The 25,071-nt window shown below is 67.0% G+C and carries 25 protein-coding genes and 1 riboswitch; of the genes, 14 read left to right on the top strand and 11 right to left on the bottom strand.

The features are described from left to right. Window positions 1-22 precede the first annotated feature (22 nt). Window positions 23-934, bottom strand: a complete 912-nt coding sequence (locus ASC83_RS17640; RefSeq protein ID WP_082522512.1) for a transporter — start codon at window positions 932-934, stop codon at window positions 23-25. Between the two features lie 266 nt (window positions 935-1,200). Here ASC83_RS17640 and ASC83_RS17635 point away from each other — a divergent pair, with 266 nt between their 5' ends. Further along, window positions 1,201-2,112, top strand: a complete 912-nt coding sequence (locus ASC83_RS17635) for a LysR family transcriptional regulator (RefSeq protein ID WP_056065468.1) — start codon at window positions 1,201-1,203, stop codon at window positions 2,110-2,112. 149 nt (window positions 2,113-2,261) lie between these two features. Beyond that, complete coding sequence (locus ASC83_RS17630; RefSeq protein WP_056065464.1) at window positions 2,262-3,176, top strand: EamA family transporter; 915 nt, start codon at window positions 2,262-2,264, stop codon at window positions 3,174-3,176. 18 nt (window positions 3,177-3,194) lie between these two features. Here the strand turns inward: ASC83_RS17630 and ASC83_RS17625 are convergent, their stop codons facing one another. After that, complete coding sequence (locus tag ASC83_RS17625) at window positions 3,195-3,710, bottom strand: Lrp/AsnC family transcriptional regulator (RefSeq protein WP_056065461.1); 516 nt, start codon at window positions 3,708-3,710, stop codon at window positions 3,195-3,197. Window positions 3,711-3,871: 161 nt separating this feature from the next. On the opposite strand from ASC83_RS17625, the gene ASC83_RS17620 reads away from it, so the two are divergent. Together ASC83_RS17620 and ASC83_RS17615 are read left to right on the top strand one after the other, a co-directional pair. Next, a complete protein-coding gene (locus tag ASC83_RS17620) occupies window positions 3,872-4,888 on the top strand; it encodes a 1-aminocyclopropane-1-carboxylate deaminase (protein ID WP_056065818.1) in 1,017 nt (338 codons plus the stop codon). Window positions 4,889-5,012: 124 nt separating this feature from the next. Then, entirely contained in the window at window positions 5,013-6,011 is a 999-nt protein-coding gene (locus ASC83_RS17615; RefSeq protein ID WP_156379550.1) for a tripartite tricarboxylate transporter substrate binding protein, read from the top strand. A gap of 36 nt (window positions 6,012-6,047) precedes the next feature. On the opposite strand, the gene ASC83_RS17610 is transcribed toward ASC83_RS17615, so the two are convergent. Together ASC83_RS17610 and ASC83_RS17605 are read right to left on the bottom strand one after the other, a co-directional pair. Next, window positions 6,048-7,988 carry an MFS transporter gene (locus ASC83_RS17610; protein ID WP_056065459.1) on the bottom strand — a complete coding sequence of 647 codons (1,941 nt, stop codon included), beginning with the start codon at window positions 7,986-7,988 and terminating at the stop codon, window positions 6,048-6,050. 55 nt (window positions 7,989-8,043) lie between these two features. Further along, window positions 8,044-8,931 carry a hypothetical protein gene (locus tag ASC83_RS17605; RefSeq protein WP_235509407.1) on the bottom strand — a complete coding sequence of 296 codons (888 nt, stop codon included), beginning with the start codon at window positions 8,929-8,931 and terminating at the stop codon, window positions 8,044-8,046. Between the two features lie 133 nt (window positions 8,932-9,064). Between ASC83_RS17605 and ASC83_RS17600 the strand changes: the two genes are divergently transcribed. The 7 genes from ASC83_RS17600 (at window position 9,065) to ASC83_RS17570 (ending at window position 14,495) form a co-directional block, all read left to right on the top strand. Continuing rightward, window positions 9,065-9,796, top strand: a complete 732-nt coding sequence (locus ASC83_RS17600; protein ID WP_056065456.1) for a helix-turn-helix transcriptional regulator — start codon at window positions 9,065-9,067, stop codon at window positions 9,794-9,796. A 288-nt stretch (window positions 9,797-10,084) separates the two neighbouring features. Further along, window positions 10,085-10,939, top strand: a complete 855-nt coding sequence (locus ASC83_RS17595; RefSeq protein ID WP_056065453.1) for a TetR/AcrR family transcriptional regulator — start codon at window positions 10,085-10,087, stop codon at window positions 10,937-10,939. After that, a complete protein-coding gene (locus ASC83_RS17590; protein WP_056065450.1) occupies window positions 10,936-11,511 on the top strand; it encodes a DUF2867 domain-containing protein in 576 nt (191 codons plus the stop codon). The genes ASC83_RS17595 and ASC83_RS17590 overlap by 4 nt, the downstream gene beginning before the upstream one ends. Next, entirely contained in the window at window positions 11,498-12,829 is a 1,332-nt protein-coding gene (locus tag ASC83_RS17585) for an AarF/ABC1/UbiB kinase family protein (protein ID WP_056065447.1), read from the top strand. Before ASC83_RS17590 ends, ASC83_RS17585 begins: the two co-directional genes overlap by 14 nt. Then, window positions 12,826-13,227: a hypothetical protein gene (locus ASC83_RS17580; protein WP_056065444.1), complete on the top strand. Its 402-nt coding sequence runs from the start codon at window positions 12,826-12,828 to the stop codon at window positions 13,225-13,227. The genes ASC83_RS17585 and ASC83_RS17580 overlap by 4 nt, the downstream gene beginning before the upstream one ends. 203 nt (window positions 13,228-13,430) lie before the next feature. Further along, window positions 13,431-13,883 carry a YXWGXW repeat-containing protein gene (locus tag ASC83_RS17575; RefSeq protein ID WP_056065441.1) on the top strand — a complete coding sequence of 151 codons (453 nt, stop codon included), beginning with the start codon at window positions 13,431-13,433 and terminating at the stop codon, window positions 13,881-13,883. 156 nt (window positions 13,884-14,039) lie between these two features. After that, window positions 14,040-14,495 (top strand): YXWGXW repeat-containing protein, encoded by a 456-nt coding sequence (locus ASC83_RS17570; protein ID WP_056065438.1) that lies wholly within the window; start codon window positions 14,040-14,042, stop codon window positions 14,493-14,495. A 66-nt stretch (window positions 14,496-14,561) separates the two neighbouring features. On the opposite strand, the gene ASC83_RS17565 is transcribed toward ASC83_RS17570, so the two are convergent. Beyond that, a complete protein-coding gene (locus ASC83_RS17565) occupies window positions 14,562-15,344 on the bottom strand; it encodes a 2-keto-4-pentenoate hydratase (protein ID WP_056065435.1) in 783 nt (260 codons plus the stop codon). Window positions 15,345-15,572: 228 nt separating this feature from the next. Next, a riboswitch (glycine riboswitch) is annotated at window positions 15,573-15,684 on the top strand. Between the two features lie 95 nt (window positions 15,685-15,779). On the opposite strand from ASC83_RS17565, the gene ASC83_RS17560 reads away from it, so the two are divergent. After that, a complete protein-coding gene (locus ASC83_RS17560) occupies window positions 15,780-17,099 on the top strand; it encodes a D-amino acid dehydrogenase (protein ID WP_056065433.1) in 1,320 nt (439 codons plus the stop codon). Window positions 17,100-17,152: 53 nt separating this feature from the next. Here the strand turns inward: ASC83_RS17560 and ASC83_RS17555 are convergent, their stop codons facing one another. Further along, window positions 17,153-17,491 (bottom strand): cytochrome c, encoded by a 339-nt coding sequence (locus tag ASC83_RS17555; RefSeq protein ID WP_056065430.1) that lies wholly within the window; start codon window positions 17,489-17,491, stop codon window positions 17,153-17,155. Between the two features lies 1 nt (window position 17,492). Further along, window positions 17,493-18,707 (bottom strand): sulfite oxidase, encoded by a 1,215-nt coding sequence (locus ASC83_RS17550; protein ID WP_056065427.1) that lies wholly within the window; start codon window positions 18,705-18,707, stop codon window positions 17,493-17,495. Window positions 18,708-18,928: 221 nt separating this feature from the next. On the opposite strand from ASC83_RS17550, the gene ASC83_RS17545 reads away from it, so the two are divergent. Both ASC83_RS17545 and ASC83_RS17540 read left to right on the top strand, forming a co-directional pair. Further along, window positions 18,929-20,104, top strand: a complete 1,176-nt coding sequence (locus ASC83_RS17545; protein WP_056065425.1) for a rhodanese-like domain-containing protein — start codon at window positions 18,929-18,931, stop codon at window positions 20,102-20,104. A gap of 80 nt (window positions 20,105-20,184) precedes the next feature. Then, window positions 20,185-21,510 carry a hemolysin family protein gene (locus ASC83_RS17540; RefSeq protein WP_056065422.1) on the top strand — a complete coding sequence of 442 codons (1,326 nt, stop codon included), beginning with the start codon at window positions 20,185-20,187 and terminating at the stop codon, window positions 21,508-21,510. A 57-nt stretch (window positions 21,511-21,567) separates the two neighbouring features. Here ASC83_RS17540 and ASC83_RS17535 read toward each other — a convergent pair whose 3' ends face one another. From ASC83_RS17535 to ASC83_RS17520, 4 genes are all read right to left on the bottom strand, one after another. Beyond that, complete coding sequence (locus ASC83_RS17535) at window positions 21,568-22,902, bottom strand: FIST N-terminal domain-containing protein (protein WP_056065809.1); 1,335 nt, start codon at window positions 22,900-22,902, stop codon at window positions 21,568-21,570. A 78-nt stretch (window positions 22,903-22,980) separates the two neighbouring features. Next, the gene (locus ASC83_RS17530; protein WP_056065419.1) at window positions 22,981-23,850 is read right to left on the bottom strand and encodes a PhaM family polyhydroxyalkanoate granule multifunctional regulatory protein; all 870 of its coding nucleotides are present in this window, start codon (window positions 23,848-23,850) and stop codon (window positions 22,981-22,983) included. A gap of 105 nt (window positions 23,851-23,955) precedes the next feature. Further along, window positions 23,956-24,441: a copper chaperone PCu(A)C gene (locus ASC83_RS17525; protein ID WP_056065416.1), complete on the bottom strand. Its 486-nt coding sequence runs from the start codon at window positions 24,439-24,441 to the stop codon at window positions 23,956-23,958. A 63-nt stretch (window positions 24,442-24,504) separates the two neighbouring features. Further along, a complete protein-coding gene (locus ASC83_RS17520) occupies window positions 24,505-25,065 on the bottom strand; it encodes a YcnI family protein (RefSeq protein WP_056065414.1) in 561 nt (186 codons plus the stop codon). Between the last annotated feature and the right edge of the window lie 6 nt (window positions 25,066-25,071).

The raw sequence follows: 25,071 nt of genomic DNA, 5'->3' as shown, positions 1-25,071 counted from the left end.
GTGCAGTGCGGAATGTGCGAGGTCAGTGCTTGATCCACAGAGGAATGGCGATCCCGATGCCCAGCACGTTGTTCTTGGTGGTATTGGCGGCGTAGAGGCCCCGCTGGTAGCTCAGGCTCACGCTGAAGGGGCCGGCGTTGTAGTTGAGCGAGGGCCCCAGCGCAAAGCTGCGTGCGCGGTTGTCCTGGATGGTGGCGCCGCCTTGCTTGTCGTCCGTGAACTGGTGAAGGTACGAACCCACCATGCCCATCTTCCAGGGGCCGACGTTCCAGCCAGCGGTGAATTCGCCCACATAGCCGCTGCCCGAGCGGTAATGGGTGGTACTGTTTTCACGGTTCACCATCAGGCGGTTGATGAGGCCAATATCCAGGCCGCTCGGATCGGTGTGGCGAATCCCGAGCACCGGCTGGACCGAGGTGTAGCCGGTGGACACGCTGGGCCGGTGCGGGTCGTAGGAGCCATTGGGCAGCGCGATGTCCAGGCCCGCCACGGCATAGGTCTTGTCTGTCAGGCTCCAGCGCAGCACGGCGGGCGAGACGGTGATGTTGGCCACCCCGCTGTGCCGCTCGCTGTGGCCGGCGACGTCGGTGCGCAAGGAGACGGCAGGAATCACCAGCTGCGAATACAGCCGTGCGCCCAGCACCGTCATGTCGTAGGACGCCAGCAGCCGCGTGGTGGCCGAGGTTGCGCTCAGCTTGAACGGGATGGGTCGCTTGTCGCCGTGGTTGTCATACAGACCGCTGGAGGTGGTGTGGTGCACCTGCTCCAGCACAAACAACCCGGGAATGGGCGGCAGGCCGGCCACGTATTCGCCGGTCGATCCGACCGGGAAGGGCGACACGCCCCCTTCGAAAGCCTGGGCCTGGGGTGCGCCCAGCAGGCTCAGCAACATGCAGCCCGCCGCCTGCCCGGCGCGGGAAAGTACCGTCTTCATCGTTGTCTCCTTTTTCTACGCATCCAGCCAGGCTGGGCGTGTTTTCGCTTTGCTCGACAGGGCCTCGGTAGCACGGGTGGGCCCCTCATCGGGTCTGCCAGGTGGCAGGACGGGAGCGAGATTAAGATCGGCCTTAACTTAGATCAAATGGATTGATTCCATTCACAGTATTGATTTCATGAATAGTTCAGGGACTCTGCGGCCCCCTGTTGCGCCTGGCAGGGGCCGAACAAGAAACCAGACGCCTTCATCGATGCCTGCCGACCATGCGCTTTAACAAACTGGACCTGAACCTGCTCGTGGCACTGGACGCCCTGCTCACCGAACGCAGCATCAGCCGCGCCGGGGAGCGCCTGCACCTGAGCCAGCCCGCCACCAGCAACGCACTGGCGCGCCTGCGCACCTATTTCGACGATGAGCTGCTGGTGCAGCAAGGCCGCACCATGGTGCTGACGCCGCGTGCCGAGGGGCTGCTGGACCCCGTGCGCGAGGTCCTGATGCGCATCGACAGCACCATCGCAGAAAAGCCCCGGTTCGACCCCGCCACATCCACCCGCAGCTTCACCCTGCTGGTGTCCGATTTCACGACCACGGTGCTCATGCAACCGCTGATCGAGCAGCTGTTTCAGGAAGCGCCCGGGGTGCAACTGCACCTGCGTGCGCAGAACAATCGGCCTGTCGAGCAGTTGGAGGAATACGGGGCCGACGTCCTCATCATTCCCGAGCAATACGCCTCGCCCAGGCACCCGAGCGTCACGCTGTTCGAGGAAACCTACCTGTGCATCACCTGGGAGGGGAACCCCCACATCTCCGAAGCGCTGAGCTTTGACGACTACCTGGCCGCCGGCCATGTGGTGGCCGACTATTCGGGCGCGCGGCACATCCCGGCGTTCGACGGCTGGTTTCTCGAACGCTTTGGCGTGAAGCGCCGCATCGAGATCTCGGCCCCCACCATGGCCGCCCTGCCGAGCTTGGTGATTGGCACCCACCGTGTGGCCACGGTGCACAAACGCATCGCCCTGCGTGCCGTTCAGCTCGGCCTGCCCGTGCGCATCTGGGAGCCGCCCCTTGAGATTCCGCCCATGCGCCAGAAGCTGCAGTGGCACCGGCACCGCGACAAGGACCCTGGGCTGGAGTGGCTGCGCGAGCGGGCCATGGCCGTGGCCGCCCGCATCTAGCCCACCCATGCCGCTGCGCTGCGCTGCAGTGCGGTGGGGTGGGGTGCGCAAGATGTCCCGTTTTGATCGGAAACCTGGCCGAACACCGCCGCTATAGCCGAGGTGCGCAAGCCACAATCGGACCCTTTCACGGCCACTTCCGCAACACCATGCCCTCTTCCCTGCGCCCCCGCGACCTCGCCCTGGCCCTGCTCGTCATCGTGGTCTGGGGCCTCAATTTCGCCGTCATCAAGGTGGGCGTTGCCGGTGTGCCGCCCCTGCTGCTGGGCGCGCTGCGCTACCTGCTCGCAGCCTTCCCCGCACTGCTATTCGTCAAGCCTCCCAAGGTGCCCCTGCGGCTGTACCTGCTGTACGGCATGACCATGGCGGTGGGGCAGTTTGCGCTGCTGTTCACCGCCATCCACATCGGCATGCCCTCGGGCCTGGCGTCGCTGGTGCTGCAGTCGCAATCGTTCTTCACCCTGCTGCTGGCGGCGTGGTGGCTGCGCGAAAAATGGCATGGCAACCAGGTGGCGGGCCTGGCGCTGGCAGGCTGCGGGCTGGTGCTGATCGGGAGTGCGCATGGGGCCTCCATGCCCCTGGCAGGCTTTGCGCTGACCGTGGCGGCGGCGGCGATGTGGGGCTGCGGCAATATCGTCACGCGTGCCGTGGGGCGGTATGGGCCCATGAACCAGTTTGCCTTCATCGTCTGGTCCAGCGTGGTGGCGCCGCTGCCGTTTGTGGCGCTGTCGCTGTGGCTGGATGGGCCCGCCACGGTGTGGGCGGCCGTGCAGCACCTGTCCTTCCAATCGATGGCCGCCGTGGCCTATATCGCGTGGATTTCGACGCTGCTGGGCTTCGGGCTGTGGACCTACCTCATGTCGCGCTACCCCGTGAACCGCGTGGCGCCCTTCACGCTGCTGGTGCCCGTGGTGGGCCTGACCACGGGCTGGGTGGCGTTTGGCGAGCAGTTGCTGCCCGTGCACTTTGCAGGCGCCGGGCTCTTGATGGCGGGGCTGGTGGTCAATGTGTTTGGCGGCCCGGCCTGGGCGGCCATGATGGGGCGGCTGCGCGGCGCCCAGTAACCGTATAGAGGCAGACCGCTACACCGCCAGCGGCAGCTCGGTGGTCGAGAGCACGTTGCGCAGCACCATGAAAGAACGCACCTGCCGCACCCCGGGGAGGTAGAGCAACTGCTCGGCATGCAAGCGGTTGAAGCTGTCGTTGTCGCGCGTGCGCACCAGCATGAAGTAGTCGAACTCGCCGGTGACCACATGGCATTCCATGCAGCCGGATACCTTGGCCGCCGCCTTTTCAAACTCGGCAAACGACTCGGGCGTGGAGCGGTCCAGCACCACCCCAATCATCACCAGCATGCCCGCCCCCACAGCCTGGGGGTTGAGCAGCGCCACGACCTTGTCGATGAGCCCCAGGCGCCGCAGGCGCTCCACGCGGCGCAAGCAGGCGGGTGGGCTCAGATGCACCTTCTCGGCCAGCGCCACGTTGGACAACGACGCATCACGCTGCAGCTGGCGCAGGATGGCTTTGTCGGTGCGGTCCAGCTCGGCCGAGACATCAGCCTGCGGCGCATTCTTGGGACGAACTTTTGTTGCGCTCATATGTCATCCGGAAAAATATTTATCCCTGATATTCTGATATATCAACCTGAAACACTGAAATTTTGGAAAATTTTGCAACCACTTGACGCGCGTGTTTTTCTACGATGAAGGCACTGCAAGCCCCCCGCTTGCGCCTCCTCTTCATCGACCGGAACACCGCCATGAACCTGCAGAAATTTGCCCGCCACCCGCTCACCTTCGGCCCCTCTCCCATCACGGCGCTGCCGCGCCTGTCGGCCCACCTCGGCGGCAAGGTGCACCTGTATGCCAAACGCGAGGACTGCAACTCGGGCCTCGCCTTCGGCGGCAACAAGACGCGCAAGCTCGAATACCTGATCCCCGAGGCCATCGCAGGCGGCTACGACACACTGGTCTCCATCGGCGGCATCCAGTCCAACCAGACGCGCCAGGTGGCCGCCGTGGCTGCACACCTGGGCATGAAGTGCGTGCTGGTGCAAGAGAACTGGGTCAACTACTCCGACGCGGTGTACGACCGCGTGGGCAACATCGAGATGAGCCGCATCATGGGCGCCGACGTACGCCTGGACGCAGCGGGCTTTGACATCGGCATCCGCCCCAGCTGGGAGCAGGCCATGGAGGACGTGAAGAAGGCCGGTGGCAAGCCCTTCCCCATCCCCGCAGGCTGCTCCGAGCACCCGTACGGCGGCCTGGGCTTCGTGGGCTTTGCCGAAGAAGTGCGCCAGCAAGAAAAAGAGCTGGGCTTCCAGTTCGACTACATCGTCGTGTGCTCGGTCACGGGCAGCACGCAGGCGGGCATGGTGGTGGGCTTTGCGGCCGACGGCCGGGCGCGCAAGGTGATCGGCATCGACGCCTCCGCCAAGCCCGAAAAAACCCATGCCCAGGTGCTGCGCATCGCACAGAACACGGCCAAGCTGGTGGAACTGGACCAGGAGATCACGGCCGAGGACGTGATCCTGGACACCCGCTACGGCGGCCCCGAGTACGGCCTGCCCAACGAGGGCACGCTCGAAGCCATCCGCCTGTGCGCCCGCCAGGAGGGCATGCTGACCGACCCGGTGTACGAAGGCAAGTCCATGCACGGAATGATCGATATGGTGCGCAAGGGCGAATTCCCCGAAGGCTCCCGCGTGCTCTATGCGCACCTGGGAGGGGTGCCGGCGTTGAACGCCTACAGCTTTCTTTTTCGCAACGGCTGATGCGTCCAGCGAGCAGCGACGGCTGGCACAGCTGGCCGGGCTGTCGTTGATCTGAGCACCTGTTCAAAGGGCCCTTGACCGCCAGGCAAGGGCGCCGCCCGTACCCCCGATCCAAGGAGCCCCCATGAAGTGCTTGCAGCTTGTCAGTCGGCGTAGCGTGATCCTCGTGGCGGCAGCCGCCGCGGGGCTGGGACTCGGCACGTGGCGGCTCGCCCATGCCGACGGTTATCCCGCCAAGCCGGTGCAGTTGGTCGTGCCCTTTCCGCCGGGGGGCGCCGTGGACATCGTGGGCCGCACCATCAGCAAGAAGCTGGGCGACCGCCTGGGCCAGCCCATCGTGGTCGAGAACAAGGCGGGCGCGGGCACCGTGGTCGGCGCGGCGTATGTGGCCAATGCGCCTGCCGATGGCTACACGCTGCTGATCAGTTCTGGCTCCACCTTCACCGTAAACCCCGCGCTGAACGCCAAGCTGCCCTACGATCCCGTCAAAAGCTACGAGCCCCTCGGCCTCGTCGCCCGTGTGCCCCTGATTCTGCTGGCCCACCGCGATGTGCCGGTCAACAACCTCCGGCAGCTGATCGCTGCCGTTCAGCGCACGCCCGACAAGTTCTCCTACGGCTCGTTTGGCAACGGCACCACGGGGCATTTCGCAGCCGAGCTGACCTGGTCGGCCGCGGGCATCAAGCTGATGCACGTGCCTTACCGGGGCAGCGCCCCCGCCATGGCCGACCTGATGGGCGGGCAGATCCCCTTCACCATCGACACCGTGGCGGCAGCGCTGCCACAGCTCAAGGCAGGCAAGATCAAGGCCATTGCCGTCACGGGCGCCACGCGGGCCACGCAGCTGCCCGACGTGCCTACCGTGGCAGAAAGTGGCTTCCCGGGGTTCTCGGCCGATTCCTGGCTGGCCGTAGTCGCGCCGCGCGGCCTGCCCGCCGAGGCCAAAGCCAAATTGCACAAGGCCCTGGCCGAGACCCTGGCGGACGCCGAAATCCGCAGCAAGCTCATCGCCGCAGGGCTGGAGCCGTCTTACGCCACGGGCGATGCCGTGCTGGCGCAGATCGAGGACGAGTTGCCACGCATGCGCGCCGTTGCCCAGCGCGCGCAAATTCGGGCGGACTGAGCCCGCCCAGCCACGGGCGGCTTGCACTCTTAGCCGTCAGGCCGCCAGCAGCTTCTGCACCCGCTCGCGCAGCAGTGTGGGCTGCACCTCGGTCGATGCCACGGCAGAGCCCACATTCAGCCCCACCCGGCTGTAGAACCCCCGGCGAAACGGCCGCACCATGGCGCCGCCCTTTTCAATGCGGCTGAAGTACGAGCCCCAGAGGTTGGTCAGCGCCATGGGGATCACCGGAGCCTCCACGCCCTCTGCACGCGCACGCTCGATGATCTTCATGATGCCGCCCTTGAACTCCTGCAGCTGCCCGTCCTTGGTGATGCCCCCCTCGGGGAAGATGGCCAGCAGATCGCCTTCGCGCAACACCTGGGCCGCGCGGTCAAAGGCTGCTTCGTAGGTCTTCGGGTCTTCCTTGTACGGCGCAATCGGGATGGCCTTGGCCAGGCGGAACAGCCAGCCCAGCACAGGAACGCGGAAGATGCGGTGGTCCATCACGAAGTAGATGGGGCGCGGGCTGGCCGCCATGAGCAGCACCGCATCCACAAAGCTCACGTGGTTGCACGCCAGGATGGCCGCGCCGGTGGACGGCAGGTTCTCGTCGCCTTGCACCTTGAAGCGGTACACGAACCGCGAAGACACCCAGGCGACGAAGCGCAGCAGGTACTCGGGCACCAGCATGAAGATATAGAACGCCACCACGGCGTTGGCCAGGCCGGTGAACAGGAAGATCTGCGGCACCGTGAAGCCCGCGCCCAGCAAGGCGCCGGCGATGAGCGAGCTGCCGATCATGAACAGTGCGTTCAGGATGTTGTTGGCCGCGATGATGCGCGCACGGTGCGTGGGCTGGCTGCGCATCTGGATCAGTGCATACATGGGCACGCTGTACAGGCCCGCAAACAGGCTGAGCAGCGCCAGGTCGAGCATCACGCGCCAGTGCGCGCCCTGGGCCATGAAGGCGGCCAAGCCCATGATCTCAGATGCCGGCAGGCTGCGCGACGCGAAATACAGGTCGATGGAGAACACGCTCATGCCGATGGCGCCCAGCGGCACCAGGCCGATCTCGACGTGTCGGCGCGAGAGCACCTCGCACAGCAGCGAGCCCACACCAATGCCTATGGAGAACACCACCAGCAGCAGCGACGCCACCTGCTCGTTGCCATGCAGCACGTTCTTGGCCAGGCTGGGGAACTGGCTCAGGAACACCGCGCCGAAGAACCACATCCAGCTGATGCCCAGCAGCGAGCGGAACACCACGATGTTCTCGTGCGCCAGCTTGAGGTTGCGCCAGGTTTCGGTGAAGGGGTTCCAGTTGATGGTCAGGCCCGGATCGGTGGCCGGCACCGAGGGGATGAACTGCGCCACCGCACGCCCGACCAGTGCAGCCACCACACAGGCCACGGCCACCGTGGTGTGGCCGATGCCCGGGATGGCCACCAGCAATCCACCCGCCACATTGCCCAGCAGGATGGCCACAAACGTGCCCATCTCGACCATGCCGTTGCCGCCCGTCAGCTCACGCTCGTTGAGCACCTGGGGCATGTAGGCAAACTTGACCGGGCCAAACAGCGTGGAGTGCACGCCCATCAAGAAGGTGCACAGCAGCAGGATGGGAATATTGCCCGCAATGAAACCCACGGCCGCCACCAGCATGATGGCGATCTCCAGGTTCTTCACGAAGCGGATCATCTTTGTCTTGTCGTACTTGTCGGTCAGCTGGCCCGAAGTGGCCGAGAACAGCAAGAACGGCAGGATGAACAGGGCGCCGATCACCAGCCCCGCCATGGCCGGCGGCAGCCAGTCCACGCTGAGCTGGTAGGTCACCATCACCGTGAAGGCGAACTTGAAGAGGTTGTCGTTGGCCGCCCCAGAGAACTGGGTCCAGAAGAATGGCGCAAACCGCCGCTGGCGCAGCAAGGCAAACTGGTTCGGGTCCTCGTGCGTGGGCGCTGGGGCCACGCTGGTGGAGGCGGTGTCGGGGCTCATGCGTTTCTCCTCGTTTCCGATGGGTTGGCTTGTTGGAATTTTCCGGACCTGCGCTTCATGCGCCGGATCTGCGGGCGACACCCACGGCGTGGGCGCCATTCTGCCCGGACGGCATGACCAGCGGCATCACCGCCGCGTCACTGTGGCGCAAAGCCACCAGCGACCCCAGTGCCGTCAGCACCGGCCAGGCCGCGCCCGCCGCCAGCACATGCTTGAGGCTGTGGCCTGACACCCATCCGCCCGTGGCCTCGAACACCGAGTGGTCTGCCGCCTCCAGCAGCTTGGCCAGGGCGTACAGCACCACCACCACGCCCAGGTGCAGCGCCAGGCCATCGACCCGGCGTGGAAGGCATGCCAGCACCAGCACCGCCAGCAGGCCACCCAGTTGCACCACGGCCCACGGCAGCAGGTTGCCGGTGTGCGCCCACGCCCACACGGCCAGTGGCCCCGCCAGCAGCACGGCGCCTGCAGCGGCCACGCCCGCCCGCGCGCTCACCCGGCTGGCCGCCGCCAGACCCAGCAGCCCCGCAAAGGGCAGCACCATGCCCAGACGGTCCCACAGCAAGCCTGCGTCCTGCGGTTGCCAGTGGTACAGCGCCGAGCCTGCGGCAGTGCATAGCAGCCCACCAAAGAACAGCGCTGCCAGCGCACGGGAGGTGGCGTCCAGCGCGCCCGGCGGCACACGGCGCAGCTCCCACCAACCCCGTGCACCTGCCAAGGCAAAGGCCAGGTTGCTCAACACATCCAGCGCACAGGGAATGCCCCACAGCGTGCGCTGGTCGGCAAAGTCATGCTGGTGCTGACTGGCGGGCAGCCCCGGGCCAAACAGCGCCAGCGCGAGCAGCGTGGCCACGCCCAGCAGCAGGCCGGTTTCGGCACAGGACAGGCGCGGCAGCGTTGGCAGGCCGCGCAAACGAAGGGGAGTCACAGAAGCAATACGCATCACACACACCGTAGAAAGTGAACGATGCCGCGCAGTGTGGGCAGCGGCCGCATCGGCCGCCTCAAAAAGTCGCGCAAGGGGCTACCCACGCACCTGTGGGTATTGATAATCGATACCCAGGAGCCCCCTCACCATGAGCACGACCGCCGACCTCGTCACCGCCCTGAAAAAAGAACTCAAGACCGCGCAGATGACCTACGCCGACCTGGCGCAGGCGCTGGGCATGGCCGAGTCCAGCGTCAAGCGCATGCTGGCCAAGGGCGACATGCCGCTGTCGCGCATCGACGCCATCTGCCGCGCGCTGGCGCTGGACTTTGCCGACCTGGCGCGGCGCGTGGCCGACGAGCAGCCCTTGCTGAAAGAGCTGACCCACGAGCAGGAAAAAGCCGTGGTGGCCGACAAGAAGCTGCTGCTGATGGCAATTTGTGTACTGAGCCAGTGGACGCTGGAGCAGGTGACCGGCTACTACCGCCTGACGGACGCCGAAGGCATCAAGTACCTGGCGCAGCTGGACCGCATCGGCATCATCGAGCTGCGGCCGCTCAACCGCTACCGCCTCAAGCTGGCCAAGACCTTCCGCTGGCGCCCACATGGCCCGGTGATGAACTACTTCCGCGACCATGCGCTGCTGGACTACTTTGCGGGCGGCTTTGACGGACTGGGCGAAGGCGTGCTGCTGGTGCACGGCAACATCAGCCGCAGTCTTGCGCCCGCCTTCATGGAGCGCATGCAGCGCGTGGCGCAGGACTTTGCCCAGCAGCACCTGGCCGACCAGAAGCTGCCCGACCGCGAGCGCGAGGGCTACACCCTGCTGCTGGCCATGCGCAGCTGGGAGTTCGAGGCGTTTGCCAGCATGCGGCGGTAAGCCTGCCGTCGATTTCGCGGGCCCCTGCAAGCGGCAGCCGTCGCTGCCAGCCCACTTCTGCCCTTGGTTGAGCGCAGCGGCCACCTCACAGGTGTGGGGACTGGCCGCAGGGTCATGAATCAGCCTCCAATCACTATATTTTTGATAGCTATCAGCGCATGAAATACCTGCGCTTGGGGCTAAAACTCCTCAAAAACCCTCCTTGCTCCCGACAAGAGGTGGCTTGACGCCACAAACAGAAATAACTATTCTTTAAATTGCTAATTCAATCAATTTAAGAATAGTCAAATGAAAACCACCCGCCAGCAGCAAGACGCCACGCGCCGCCAGATCGTGGCCAGCGCGGTGGATCTCATGACCCGCCAGGGCTTTGACGGCACGACGATGAAAGACATCGCGCGGGCCGCCGGTATCGGCGACGCCACGATCTACAAATACTTCCCCACCAAGGACCGCATCGTGCTGGGCTACCTGGACGACGTGGCCCACCAGGCGCTGGCCGACACGCTGCAGACGCCGGGCTTTGCGGGCTACGGCCTGCAAGAAAAGCTGCAGCGCCTGACCGATGCCGTGCTGGAGCGCCTGCTGGCCGACCGCGAGTTCGTGGCCCAGGTGCGCGGCCTGGCCCGGCGCTCGCCGCTGTCGATGCTGGCCGAGCCGCTGGCAGCGCGCCAAAACCTGCGCGATGCGGTGGCGGGCTTTCTGGAAGCCGCCGAGGCCAGCGGCGAGATCGAGCCCTGCGACTTCAAGGGCCTGGCGGGCAGCCTCTACACCGACTACCTGGCGGGTGTGGTGAGTTACTGGCTGGCCGACACCTCCGACGAATTTGCCGACACCACGCAGCTGGTGGACCTGTCGCTGGGCGTGCTGGTGCAGGCGCTGCGCGGCGGGCTGGTCAACCGCGTGCTGCAACTGGGCGGCTTTGTGCTGCGCAGCCAGATGGCCCGCATGGTGCAACACGGCAGCGGCCTGATGGGCATGCTGCACATGGCCCAGCAGGCCATGGCCAGCGCCCCCACAGCCAGGGCACCTGCTCCCATGGCAGCCGCCGCCGCAAGCCCGGCCACCACGCCTTCGCAGCCCCCCCGAGCACCGCGCAAGCCCCGCGCTGCCACGCCCCGCAAGAAAAAGAGCGCTCCATGAATGCGACCCCTGCCCTCGCCGCGCCCACCACCGCGCGCGCCACACAAGTGCCGCCCGGCACCGCCATCCACGCCACACTGCCGGGCGCAGATTTTTTTGATGCCTACGAGGTGGCCGACCGGCACCCCACACGCTCTGCCCTGCAGTCGTGGCTGGACGTGGCGGCCCGCACCCCGGCATGGACCCGCGCCCTCATGTTCGCGCGCAACAAGGCCGTGCGCCTGGTGGGCCTGAAGGACCTGGGCCAGTTGGACGATGGCCATCCGCCCGCCAGTGGCCAGCCTCTGCGCGACGCGCGCAGTTACCGCGTGGGCGACCGCGTCGGCATCTTCCGCATCCGGCATCTGAGCGACACCGAGGTGGTGATGGGCCAGGACGACAAACACCTGGACGTACAGGTCTCCATCTGCAAACAGCCCGCCGCCGCTGGCGCCACGCCCCGCGTGGTGCTGAGCACGGTGGTGCACATCCACAACACACTCGGCCATGCCTACATGGCGGTGATCACGCCCATCCACCGCGTCATAGCGCGCGGCACGGCGCAGCGCCTGGCAGACCATGGCCAAAACTGACTCGGAAGCACCCCGCACCGGCAAGCTGGCCCGCAGTGCCATCACGGGGCTGGCGGCAGCGCGCATCGGTATGGCCGAGCTCTCGCACCGCACGCGCAAGCGCTCGGCCCAGGCGCAGACCGAGCACGAGGCAGCGCTGGGCCGCATCCTGTTTGGCGCGCTGGGGCAGCTGCGCGGCTCGGCGCTCAAGGTGTCACAGCTGCTCAGCATGCACCCGGGCCTGCTGCCCGACGGCGTGCGCAGCGAACTGGCTCGCGCCCACCACCAAGCCCTGCCGCTCAACCGAGCCCTGGTGGGCCGCGTGTTCCGCCAGGCCTTCGGGCAGGAGCCAGAGGCGCTGTTCGACCACTTTGAACCCGCTGCATTTGCCGCCGCCAGCCTGGGCCAGGTGCACCGCGCACAGCTGGCAGGCCACGGCACGGTGGCTGTCAAGGTGCAGTACCCCGGTATTGCCGCCACCATTGCGAGCGACATGCAACTGATGCGCGCCGCGCTGCGCGCGCTGGCCCTCACCGACATGCCTTTGCCTGCGGATGCCGTGCTGGACAGCGTGATGACCGAGATCGAGGCCACGCTGCTGCGCGAGGTGGACTACCTGCAGGAGGCCGAACAAATGCAGTGGTTCGCCCAGCATGCGGCCCGGCCGGGCGTGGTGATGGCGCAGCCCCTGCTCTCGCACACGCGGGCCCAGGTGCTCACGCAGCAATTTCTGCCCGGCCAGCCGCTGCAGGCCTGGCTGGCCACACAGCCATCGCAGGCGCTGCGTGACCAGGCTGGGCAGCACCTGTGGGACTGGTTCATGCACTGCATTTTTGTGCTGGGGCGGGTGCATGCCGACCCGCACCCGGGCAACTTTCTGTTCGCGCCCGATGGCACGGTGGGCGTGCTCGACTTTGGCTGCACGCGTGCCCTGCCCAGTGCATTCCGTGCGCAGGTGGTGCAGGCGTGGTCGGCCCTGCTGAGCGCTCCCGCCGACCCCGCGCGCAACGCGCAGGTGCTGCAGGCCTACCAGGCGCTGGGGCTCTTGCGCAAGGACCTGACCGTGCAGGCCTACACCAGCGAACTCGCCCCCGCACTGGCCGAGATGCAGGCCTGGCAGATGGAGCCCTTCACCCAGCCGGTGTTTGACTTTGGCACCAAGACACCGCCGCCCATCACCCCCGGCCAGCACCAGCGCGTGCTGGGCCAGCACCTGGCCCAGGTCCCTGGCGAGATGCCCGCATTCGAGCGCATGTGGATGGGGCTGATGCACCTGCTGACGCAGCTGGGCGCCCGCGTGCACACCCGGGCACCCGAGGCGCTGGCCATTCACCCATGACCAACACGGCGCTGACCCTGGCGGCAGCCGGGCTGGCCCTGGTGGGTGTGGCCCATTCGGTGCTGGGAGAGCTTCTGCTGTTTCGCAGCCTGCGCACGCAGGGGCACCAAACGGCGAGGCGCCTGGAGCCCGGCACTGCGCGGCAGGTGCTGCACACCCCGCACCTGCGCATCCTGTGGGGCACTTGGCATGTGGCCTCTGTGCTGTGCTGGGCGTTGAGCGCCCTGCTCTGGCGCCTGGGCACCGCGCCTTGGGACGCTGCCCTGGGCGCCTGGGCCGCCGATGTGGTGGGCCTTGCCACCCTGGCCAGTGGCGTGCTGGTGTTCTTTGCCACGCATGGCAGACACCCGGCATGGTGTGCGTTGCTGGTGATTGCGGCTCTGGTGTGGTGGCGCTGAAGCAAGCCATCGCGGGCGGGTGAATGGGGGACGCCGACGCCGGATGCCTGGGCAGGCGTGACAAACATCACGCTGCAACCGTTTGCCTCCGAAGTCGGCAACACAACTTCACAAAGCTTCGCAATGGGACTACACCGGCTTGACGCAGCGTGCGCACCATGAAGTCTCCGGTTCCGCAAGGAATCACATCTGAGGAGAACCTTATGGCCCGCAAAGCACTTGCCGCTGTGTCCATCGCCCTGCTGTCGCTGGGCGCCGCGAGCGCGGCGCAGGCGCAGACCAGCGCCACCGTTGTCATCCAGGCTGGTACACCCGTCTACCGGCAACCCGCCCCGGTACTTGTGCAGTACCAGGCACCGCCCCCACCCCGCTACGAGGTGGCACCGCACCCGCGCCGCGGCATGGTGTGGGTGCCCGGCCACTGGGAGTGGCGCGGCCACCGCCATGTGTGGATGCAGGGCTACTGGGTGAAGGCACGCCCGGGCTACCACTACCGCGAGCCCCGCTGGGTCGAACACGGCGGGCGCTGGAACATGCAGCCCGGGGGCTGGGACCGCGATGGCGACGGTGTACCGAACCGCCATGACCGGGATCGCGATGGTGATGGCGTGCCCAACCGCTACGACCATCGCCCGGACAACCCATACCGCCGTTAAGCCGAGGGGCGGCCGCCTGCGGTAGCGCGCAGGCCAGCCCGAGAGCGCCCCCCTGCGCCTACGCCAGGGGCGGCATCGCGCCTACAGCGCGGCGCTGGGTACCCGTGCACCATCGATACACCCGGTTCCACATCGAACCACCCACAGGAGACACTCATGGCCCGCCACCCGCTCACCGCAGCATCCCTCGCGCTTATGGCGTTTTTGGCCTTCGCTCCTGCGCAGGCCGCCACCCAGGGCACCGTCATCATTCAGTCCGGCCAACCCGAGCGCGGCTACCAGACTGCGCCCACCTACCAGGTGATTCCTGCGCCCCCACCTCCGCGCAACGAAGCGATGCCCCGCCCTCGCCGAGGCCAGGTATGGGAAGAAGGCCACTGGGAATGGCGTGGCAACCGCCACCACTGGGTGCGCGGCCACTGGGTGCAGGCGCGCAACGGTTACCAATATCGCCAGCCCCAGTGGATCGAACGCGAAGGCCGGTGGGAGATGCAACGCGGTGGCTGGGACCGCGACGGTGACGGCATCTCCAACCGCAACGACCGGGACCGCGATGGCGACGGCGTGCCCAACCGCCGTGACAGCCAGCCGGACAACCCGCGCCGCAATTGAGGGAGCAACTCCCGCCGCGACCAGGGCGCTGAGCAGGCCCCGTCCCCGCGGTAGCAGCGAACACTGCTACCGCAGCAACAACACAGCCCGACCGAGCCCTGGAAAGTCCGCCACCACTTCGGTACCTGGCGCCACCAGCGCGGTGCCGGTGCACGACCCTGTGGTGACCCACTGCCCCGCGCGCAGCCCGCCCAGGCTGCGCGCGCCTTCGTTGGCCAGCCACACCAGCAGCCGCAGCGGGTCGCCCGCCGGATTGCCCCAGGTGGCATGCTGCACGGCCACGGCCCCATTCACCGACAAGGTCACCGCTTGCGCCAGGGGCTGCACGGCAGCGATATCGTTGGTGCCAGTCCCCACAATCAGCGCCCCGTGGCAGGCCTGGTCGGCCAGGCGGCTCCACTCGCCCTGTTGCGCCCAGGCAGCAAAGCGCGTGTCGCACACCTCAATGGCGGCGCGCACCGACACCACCGCCGCCAGCACCTCGGCGGCGCTGTAGGGGGTGGCGCGGGCGGGCAGGTCGGCCCCCAGTTCGTACACCAGCTCCGCCTCCACGCCCATCACGGCAAAACCCGCGGCAGACAGAGCAACCACCTCATTCGCTGCGGCCACCCACACCGAATCGCGCGTGAGAGCGGCCCGCGCGGGTTGCGCCTGGGGCGACGCGGCGCCGACCTTCCAGCCTGCGATCTCCCCGCGCGCACGCACCACGGCGTCCTGCACCGCGTAGGCCTCGGCGGCATCGCATGGGCGAAGCCCTGCGGGAAAGTCCAGCGGGCGGGGGGTGCGCCCCTCCCGGGCCTGGGTGATGACGGCGGCGCTGGCGACAGGGTCCAAAGCGGTGGGGTGCATGGCAAAACTCTCTGTGGGACAAGGGGTCGGCGGATTATCGGCACCTTCACCAGCGGCCCCGCGCCGCTGCATCAGCAACGATTGCGCCCCATTAGCAGCCGGAGTCGATCTCGCGCGCAGGCTTGGCCCCTAGAATCGGTCTCGCAGGAGAGCACGGCAGCCACAGGCCGCCGCTGCACCGAAGGCGCAAACTCCCATACACGCTCAGGTCCCGTACTGCACCATTCATCAAAGCCGTCTGGAGAGCCGCTTCGCGCAACGCGAAGCGCACCGAAGGAGCAAGCCGCAGCCCGGGTGGGTGGCGGTGAATCTCTCAGGTACCAAGGACAGGGGGAGCGGCAGCTAGGGCATTCGTGCGCCAGCTGTTCGCTATTGAATTCATAGCTGCCAGCGCATGTTGTTCCAGCGCCAGAGCCCAGAAAGGCTTTGAAAATCATGCGCGTGATCGTTTTGGGTGCCGGCTTGCTCGGCGTGACTTCGGCTTATTTCCTTTCGCAACTCGGCCACGAGGTGACCGTCATCGACCGCCAGGGTGCGCCCGGTGCCGAGACCAGCTTTGCCAACGGTGGCCAGATCTCGGTGAGCCACGCCGAACCCTGGGCCAACCCCAGTGCGCCGCTCAAGGTGCTGCAGTGGCTGGGCAAAGAGGATGCACCCCTGCTGTTCCGCCTGCGCGCCGACATGCGGCAATGGCTGTGGGGCCTGTCCTTCCTGCGCAACTGCACGCCCGCGCGCACGCGCCACAACATCGAGCAGATCGTGCGCCTGGGCACCTATAGCCGCGACACACTGCAGCAGCTGCGCGCGGCCACCGGCATCCAATACGACCAGCGCACGCAGGGCATCCTGCACTTCTATACCAACCAAAAAGAATTCGATGGCGCGCTGGCTCCGGCCGAGCAGATGCGCACGCTAGGCTGCGAGCGCCAGGTCATCAGCGCCGACGAGGCCGTGCGTATCGAACCCGCCCTGGCCCACATCCGCCCGCAGCTCGCCGGCGCCACCTACACGGCCGAGGACGAATCCGGCGACGCCAACCAGTTCACACGCGAGCTGGCCAAGCTGTGTGAAGCATCGGGCGTGCAGTTCCGCATGGGCCACCACATCACCGCGCTGCGCGAGGCAGGCGGCCGCATCGACCATGTGGAAGTGACCAATGCCGAAGGCCACTTCGAGCGAGTGCGCGGCGATGCGTTTGTGCTGGCCATGGGCTCGTTCAGCCCGCTGCTGGCGCAGCCGCTGGGCATCCAGCTGCCCATCTACCCGGCCAAGGGCTACTCGGTGACCATGCCGGTCAAGGACGCCAGCAAGGCACACCAGGTGAGCCTGACGGACGACGAGTTCAAGCTCGTGTTTTCGCGCTACACCAGCGAACGCGGCGGTGACCGCCTGCGCATTGCCGGCACGGCCGAGCTGAACGGCTACGACCGCCACCTGAACCAGGTGCGCTGTGAGGCCATCGTGCGGCGCGTGGAGCAACTCTTCCCTGGCGCGGGCGACGCGAGCCAGGCCCAGTTCTGGAGCGGTCTGCGCCCCGCCACGCCCAGCAACGTGCCGCTGATCGGCAAGACGAAGGTGGGCAACCTGTTCCTCAACACCGGCCACGGCACGCTGGGCTGGACGCATGCCTGTGGCTCGGGCAAGGCGTTGGCCGACATCGTGAGCGGCCGCGTGCCCGAGGTGGACTTTGCGTTCCAGGGGTTGCAGGGGCGCGCAGGAGGAGCGGCGCTGGTGCCGTCGCGCACGGCGGCCTGAAGCAGCGCGCGGTTGCAGCGAGGCAGCGCTGCAACCGCCACGAAAGCCCGCGCCTACTTGGCCGCGCCCGTGGCGTGCGCCACAAACTGCGCCACGGCCAGCATGTCCTTCTCGCTCATGCGCTCGGCGTAGGACGGCATCACGCCGATGCCTGCCTTGAGCGCACGCAGTACACGGCCGGCGTCGGGTTTCAGCTCATCCAGTACCGGGCCCACCTGGCCCTCGGCACCGGCGGCCTGCAGTGTGTGGCACACGGCGCAGGCGGGCTGGATCTTGGTGAACAGCTCCTTGCCCCGCGCCAGTTCGGCAGGGTCGGCGGCCCAGGCCGACGCACAGGCGCCAGCCGACCACACAGCCACGGCGAGGCGGCGCGCTCGGTTCAATCCACCCATGTCAGGCCACGGTCACGGTGACGGCGTGGTCGCGCCAGCTGGCATTGTTGTAGCCGCCCAGGTTTTCCTCGCGCTGCTCGGCCTGCACATTGCCCGCGGTGTCGGTGGCGCGGCTGGCCAGCACATGGGTGCCCGCCTCCAGGCGCACGGGCAGCGCAAACTGCCGCCAGGCAAAGGGGCCCAGGTCGGGGCCGATGAGCTTGGCCGCCAACCAGGTCTTGCCGCCATCGGCCGACACCTCCACGCCCTTGATGCCGCGCGTGCCGCCAAAGGCCACGCCATGCACCTGCACCTGTCCGGGCTTGAGTGCCCCCTTGTCGGGCAAGGGGCCGTTGATCCACGACTTCACGCCCATCTCCCACACCGAAGGCTGGTCGGGGCTGGCCTTGCTGCCGGGCGGCGACATGCGGTAGCCGTGCGACATGATGCGCGCCTGCGACTGTGCGCTGGTAAACGCCACACGCTTGACGTACTTGATGTTGTTCACGCCCTGGTAGCCGGGCACCACCAGCCGCAGCGGGCCGCCGTGCGCCAGCGACAGCGGCTCGCCGTTCATCTCCCAGGCCAGCACGGCGTCGTCCATCGCCTTCACGGGGACCGAGCGCTCCACCAGTACCGACAGCGGGTCCACACCTTCGGGCAGCTTCTCGCCCCCCGTGCCGGTCAGGTAGGCGGCACCATCGGCCAGCCCGCCCAGGGCGGCCACCACGTTGCGCAGCGGCACACCGCTCCAGACCACACAACCGGCAGCGCCCACCGACCAGGGGGTGCCGCTGGGTTTGCTGGGGAAAAAGCCCCGGCCATTGCCCGAGCATTGCAGCACGGTGGCCACGGTCTCCACGCCCAGCGTCTTGAGCTCAGCCAAGGTGAGGCTGCGCGGGCTCTTGACCCCTTCGACGGACACCGTCCACGCGTCGCGGTTGTCCAGGATGGCCGCGTCAGGCGCAGGCAGGTTGTTGCGCACGTACAGCAGGTTAGACGGCGTGATGACGCTGGTGCCGAACGCGGAGCGGCGCGTCTCCAGCGTGCTGCTGCTGTGCACGATCAACGCATCCGGCGACTTCCACCCCGCATAGGCGGGCAGCGGCTTGGCCGCAGGGGCTGCGGCCTGCTGGGCCCGCGCACTGCCCGTCCATCCGGCCAAGCCCAGCGCGCTCAGGGCAGCAGCACTTCCGGCCAACATGTGGCGGCGCGGCAGGGTCATCGAATCTTTCATGGAAACGTCTCCAAATAGTGGGGTGGACAAAACCTTGTGGCCCCTCCCCATTGGGCGGGGACGGGGGATCGGGTCAGCCCGCATTCTGTGCGGCAGCTCCTCCTGCCGCACGCACGGCGTCGTTAGCAGAAGTAACAAGAACAAAAGATCGGAAACATTCGTACGCAGGTGCGGGGGGCGTGGGCATATTCGCGCTTTGTTTTGGGGAGAGGAGCAGCGCAATGAACACCACCAGAAAACCGACCCGAGGCCCGCTGGGACTGCTACTTGTCCTATGGCTGGGATGCAGCGCAGCACAGGCCCAGCTGACGGCCATCGTGGCCGTGGAGCCCACCGCCCGCAAGGCGGCGCATTCCATCCTGCGCACCGCTGCAGAATCGGGCTTGTCGAAAGCCGCGGGCCAGTCGGTGGCACTGACGACCAGCGACGATATGGCCGACGTGATGCGCGCCACCCGCAGCGCGGGCTATGACATCTTCATTGGCCCTGCCCAGGTGGCGGCGTCTGCATTGCAACGTGGCTACGAACTGGTGGGCGCTACGCAAAAATCAGACAGATACCTGCTGGTCGGGCTGCAGCAGTTGGCGGCAGTGCCTGCGATGAAGGGCCGCAGGCTCTACCTGCCCCAGCAGGACTCGGTCTATACCTACATGGCGCGCGGCATGCTGAACGAGGCAGGGCTGTCGTTCCAGGACCTGCGCGCCGTGCAATACGAAAAATTTCCCCAGGCGGGCCTCACCGCCCTGACCTTGGGCACGGCAGACGCCACCGTGGTGCGCGAGGACGACTGGGCCGAATGGTCTGCGGCGCACCCCGGCATCGCGCGGGTGCTGGCCACGTCGCAGCCCGTTCCGGGTGGGTTCTCCATCGTGGTGAAAAAAGACCTGCCGGCGGATGCGCGCAACAAGCTGACCCAGTGGTTCAACGCGTCGTCCTCCGCCAGCGGCCTGCCGCCAGTCTCCGTGCGCCCGGAGGCGGTGGAATACCGTCGCGTGGCCGAGCTGGGGCTGTTCACTCCCACCAGCCTGCCGGGGGTCAACCGTGTCACCGCGCGCGAGGCCCAGACCCTGCTGGCGCAGGGCGCCACGCTGGTGGACACCCGCACCGAAAAGGAATTCAAGACCAAGCGCATCCGCGGGGCCGTATTCGCTGCGTATGTGGAAAAGAGCCTCAAGGACGTGGCCTTCAATGCCGCGCAGGATGACTTCCAGGCGCTGGACAAGCTTCAGGGCCTGGACAGAGCCAAGCCGGTGATTTTTGCGTGCAACGGCGCCGAATGCTGGAAGTCCTACAAGGCCGCCAAGGTAGCCTCCGCCAAGGGCTTCCAGTCGGTGTACTGGCTGCGCGGCGGGTTGCCCGAATGGGACGAAACTGGCCTGCCAACCGAAGGTGGCTAGGAGTCTGCGCAAGGCCTCTGGCCCCTGTCCTTACAATTGGTCGCTTCTCAACTCCCAAGGGCGCGCAAGGCGCCCTTTGTATGGAAATAGCAATACTGTTCGCCCTCATCTGTCTCAACGGCCTGTTTGCCATGTCAGAGATCGCTCTGGTCACGGCCCGCAAAGTCCGGTTACAAAAGCTGATTGATGAGGGCGATAGCGGTGCCGCCGCGGCCGTGAAGCTGGGCGAAGACCCCACGCGCTTCCTCTCCACCATCCAGATCGGCATCACGTCGATCGGCGTGCTCAACGGTATCGTGGGCGAAGCCGCGCTGGCCGCGCCGCTGGCCTCGTGGCTGGAGCGCCTGGGGGTGCCACTGCCCTACGGCGGCTACGCGGCCACCGGTCTGGTAGTGGTGCTGATCACGTACTTCTCCATCGTGGTGGGCGAACTGGTGCCCAAGCGCATCGGCCAGTCGTACCCCGAGACCTTTGCCCGCCTGGTGGCACGGCCCATCAACTTTCTGGCGCTGGCCACCAAGCCGTTTGTGCTGCTGCTGTCCACGTCCACACGCACGCTGCTGCGCCTGTTGGGTGTGAAGGAAACCAGTGGCAGCCCGGTGACCGAAGAAGAGATCCACGCCATGCTGGTCGAAGGCACCACCGCCGGCGTGATCGAGTCGCACGAGCACACCATGGTGCGCAACGTGTTCCGCCTGGACGACCGCCAGATCGGCTCGCTGATGGTGCCGCGCGGGGATGTGGTGTGTCTGGATATCGATGCGCCGTTTGAAGACAACCTCCAGTGCATTGAAGAGTCCGACCATGCGCGCTTCCCGGTGGTGCGCGGCGGCATGGACAACATCCTGGGGGTGATCAACGCGCGCCAGTGGCTGTCCCGCACCCTGCGCGACAAGGCGCGTGGTGGCCTGGCAGACCAGCCGCTGCAAACGGCGCTGTATGTGCCCGAGACCATCACGGGCATGGAGCTGCTGGACAACTTCCGCCTGTCGGACGTGCACATGGCGTTTGTCATCGACGAATACGGCGAGGTGCAGGGCATCGTGACGCTGCAGGACCTCATCGAGGCCATCACCGGCGAGTTCCAGCCGCGCGACCCCGAGACCTCGTGGGCGCTGCAGCGCGAGGACGGCAGCTGGCTGCTGGACGGCCACATCCCCGTGCCCGAGCTGAAGGACCGCCTGAACCTGGACGCCGTGCCCGAGGAAGAGCGCGGCCGCTACCACACACTCAGCGGCATGATCATGCTGCTGACCGGCCGCCTGCCCAAGGTGACCGACACGGTGCAGTGGGAGGACTGGAAGCTGGAAGTGGTGGACATGGATGGCAAGACCATCGACAAGATCCTGGCCACGCGGCTGACGCCCGAGGAAAAAGCCGAGTCCGACGAGAACGGCGCGGGCTGACCGGCGTTGACGATGGCGGGGGCTGCTGCGCCAGCCAGCCCCCTCCCCTCGTCTACCTCAGGACGGCAAGGGCTCGCCGTCCACAAACACGGTCAACACACCGGTGTAGCCGTACAGATGGTGGTGGGCGATCTCGCCGCCCGCAAAAAAGCCGGCCAGTGGCACATCGCCCAGCGCATGGCGCACTATCTGCAGCTCGGCGCTGGGCCCGCCAAAATGCGGCCCGCCCCGGCCCGAGCAGCTCACATAGATCGCGCCGCAAATGCGCCGCCCCGTCTGGGGTTGCGCTCCAGCATGTCCGGCAGCGCCCGGCGCAGCGGCCAGTTCCCCTGGCGCGCCGGACGCCACCATGGGCGCGGATTCCAGCTCCTCTGGCGATAGTTCCTCGCGGATCTCGGCGCAGATGCGCATGAGGTCCGCCCGTGCGGCCGCCACGTTGCGCTGGCAGAACGCCAGGTGCATGCCGGGCTCCACATGGTCGGCCAGGGCCACACCACGGCGGGAGCCGTCCAACCCCAGGATATGGCGCACGCGCGTGTCGGTGCCAAAGTGGCCCGTGCGGCGCTGGCCCTGTGGCTGCTCACCCGCACTGACCAGCCCGGCCAGCGTGGCGCGCACCTTGCGCAGGGCAGGCTGCGGGTCGCCACCGTCGAGCGACACCTGCAGCGTATCGAGCAGCACATCCAGCGCCGGCTCGCCATCCAGCGCAAGCACCACGTTCTCCTGCGCGGCCGTGATGGTGTGCAGCGCGCCCACGGGCTGGCAGCCCTGCGTGACGCGCGACACCAGCGACACGCCCGCGCCAAACGCCACGCCCGAGAGGCCCCCGTCAAACACGCCGCTGGCACCGCCCTGCCCAGCCATGTTGCCGTCGCCGCCCACGGCAAACTGCACGCTGGCCGTGCGGCTGGCGCTGAGGCCGCCAAACAGGTAGCCGGTGTCAGTGCGCGCGGCCATCTCGGTCAGCAGTTCGGCCAATTCCGGCGTGTGGCCGTCGGCATGCACCAGCGCAGTGTGGGCCACAAAGCCTGCGCCGGCATGCGGCGCGTGGGCGGGCAGCGGCGCCACGCCAGAAAACACGCGGTACTGGTCGGCCGGCACATCGAGCAGCATGACCGACAGCGCGGGCTCGTCAAAGTATTCGGCATTGTTGGCCGATACGCCCACGCCCACGGTACCGCTCCAGTCGGTCACCTCGGGCAGTTCGCTGCTCAGGTAGTCGAGCAGCGCCTGGGCCTCGTTGGCATAGTGGTCGGTGATGTACAGAAGGCCCAGGGTGGGCGCCGACGCGTAGTCAGGCAATGCCATCTGGGCGCGCAACTGCGCCAGTACCAGCGCAGCGGCCATGCGCCACTGCGGGTGGGTGGCATGGCCGGTGGGGAAGAGTTTCATGGTGATGGTCTCCAGGCCTGGGCGGGGGTGGGGCAGTGCTGCGCCATCTGCGGGCTGCCACACCGGCCCGCTTTGGCGTCAGCCCGCTCGCTTGCGTGCCGCAGGGCTGCGGGTGCTGCCGGCCTTTGTGGCGGCGGGTTTCGTGGTGGTTTTGCGGGCTGCGGGCTTCTTGGCCGCAGCGGCCTTTTTGGCAGTGCCCGCTGATGACGCGGCGGCGCGCTTGGCGCCGCCCTGCATGGTCTGCATGCCCTTGGCGGCAAACTGGCTGGCCATGCCGGTGGCCGTCTTGAGGGCTTCCTTGGCCAGGCCGGTGGCCATGTTCTTGGTGGTGTCGATGGCGGTCTGCTTGGCCGCGTCCTTCATGGCGTTGGTGGCAATCTGCTGGAACTGGCTCGTGAGCGCGCCCCACCACTGCATCGGGTCCACCACGGCAGGCTCGGCGGCCGCCGCTGTCTTGCCCTTGGCTTTGCCTTTGGCGGGTTGAGGGGCGGGCTCGGTGTCAGCGGGCTCCTCCTCGGGCTCGTCGGCAGCGCTGGCGCGACCCGTCACGCGGGCGGCAGCACCCGCCACGGCCTCGGCGGCTCCGGTCACCGTGTCAGCGGCTTTTTGCACGCCGCTCATCACCGTGTCGGCGGTCTTGAGCTTGAAGGCGTTGGCCACATCGCCCATGCTGAAGTTCATGCCCTTGAGCGTGGCCAGGGTCATCTTCTGCACCTCCAGCGCCTGGATGGTGGCGGCCAGCGCGCGCGAGTTCTGCTCCAGCCAGAACTGCACGGCCTTGAGCTCGTCGATGCGCTTTTCCAGCTCTTCGACGCTGATGGTGGGCGCCACCCAATTGCTGAGGTTGGGCAACTGCGGAATGCTGCTGGACGCCCCCTTGGCAAGGCTTTGCAAAAAGTCAAAACCGGGGACGAATTTGCCGAAACCGAAGTTGGATGTGTCGCTCATGGCCGCTCCGCAAGAGGTGGGTCGTGAGAACCTGCTGAAGGTTCTGAGGAGTCACAGCTTACTCCAATGCGTTGCGCCCGCGAAGGCGCTGCGGCGGCTGTCACCTCAGTGTTTATGCCCATCCATCATGCTGCCCGCCGTGGCGCCACCGGGTGCAGCGGTGCCCACCGGCAGCGTGAGGTTGAGCTTGCTTTCCACGCCCTTGGCGTCCTGGAACACCAGGGTGATGGGCACCGCGCTGTCCTTGGCCAGGGGTGCCTTCAGGTCCAGCAGCATGATGTGGTAGCCCCCGGGCTTGAGTTCCACCGTCTTGCCTGCGGGCAGGTCCAGCGTAGGCACCGCACGCATCTTCATGATGTCGCCTTCCATCTTCATCTCGTGCACCTCGGCAAGGCCGGCAGCGGGCGACTCGGCACGCACCAGGCGAGCACCGTCCTTGGCGGTCAGGCGCATGAATGCGCCCGTGGCCTTCTGGCCCTGCACGCTGGCACGCGCCCAGGCGCCTTCGACCTTGACGGCGGCGGTCTGGGCCCATGCAGGGGCACTCAGCAGTGCGGCAAAGACGGCAGCGGTGTGAAGCAGTTTTTTCATGGTGAATGTCTTTCAGTGTGCGAGAGAAGAAAGGGAAGCAGCAACAGGCTCTGGACCCGACTGTCAATGATTGTGGGCAGCGGCGCCACCGGTGGGCAGAATCTCCAGCGCAGCGGCAGGGGACTTCAGATCCGACAGCTGCTGGCCCGCCTTGGGCACCTCGGTCCAATCGTTGCGGCCCTCAGTGCAGACCTGGCGCACCGGCCAGTACACGGTGCCCGCCTGCTCCGGCGCCTGGGCCACCAGCACAAACTCGTCGTAGTGCGCGCTCTGCAACATGTCGTCCGGCGTCTTGGCCGTCCAGGTGATGCGCACCACGTCTTCTGTGATGCTGCGGCCGTGGCTGGTGTAGGGCTGGGCCAGCTTGTCGCGCTGCACCTCCAGCGTCCAGCCCGGCTTGGGCATGGGGCGTGCACCGCGCATGCCTGCGGGGATGTCCACCACGACCTGCCGCGTGGGCGACGCGCCGCAGCCGTGGCCGACCTTGAACGCGGCCTTGTAGCTGGCGCCGGCCGGGGCCACCTGGTATTCGAGCACCACATGGGCAGATGCAGTGCCAAACAGGGCTGTAGCGCTAGTCAAACATGCGGCAGCAGCTATCTTTTTCATAGTATTCAGAGACATGGGATA

This window comes from Acidovorax sp. Root402, from assembly GCF_001425125.1.
Classification (GTDB): Bacteria; Pseudomonadota; Gammaproteobacteria; order Burkholderiales; family Burkholderiaceae_C; genus Acidovorax; species Acidovorax delafieldii.
Note: the sequence above shows the minus strand (reverse complement) of the source record. Positions and strands in the feature narration are given on the sequence as shown.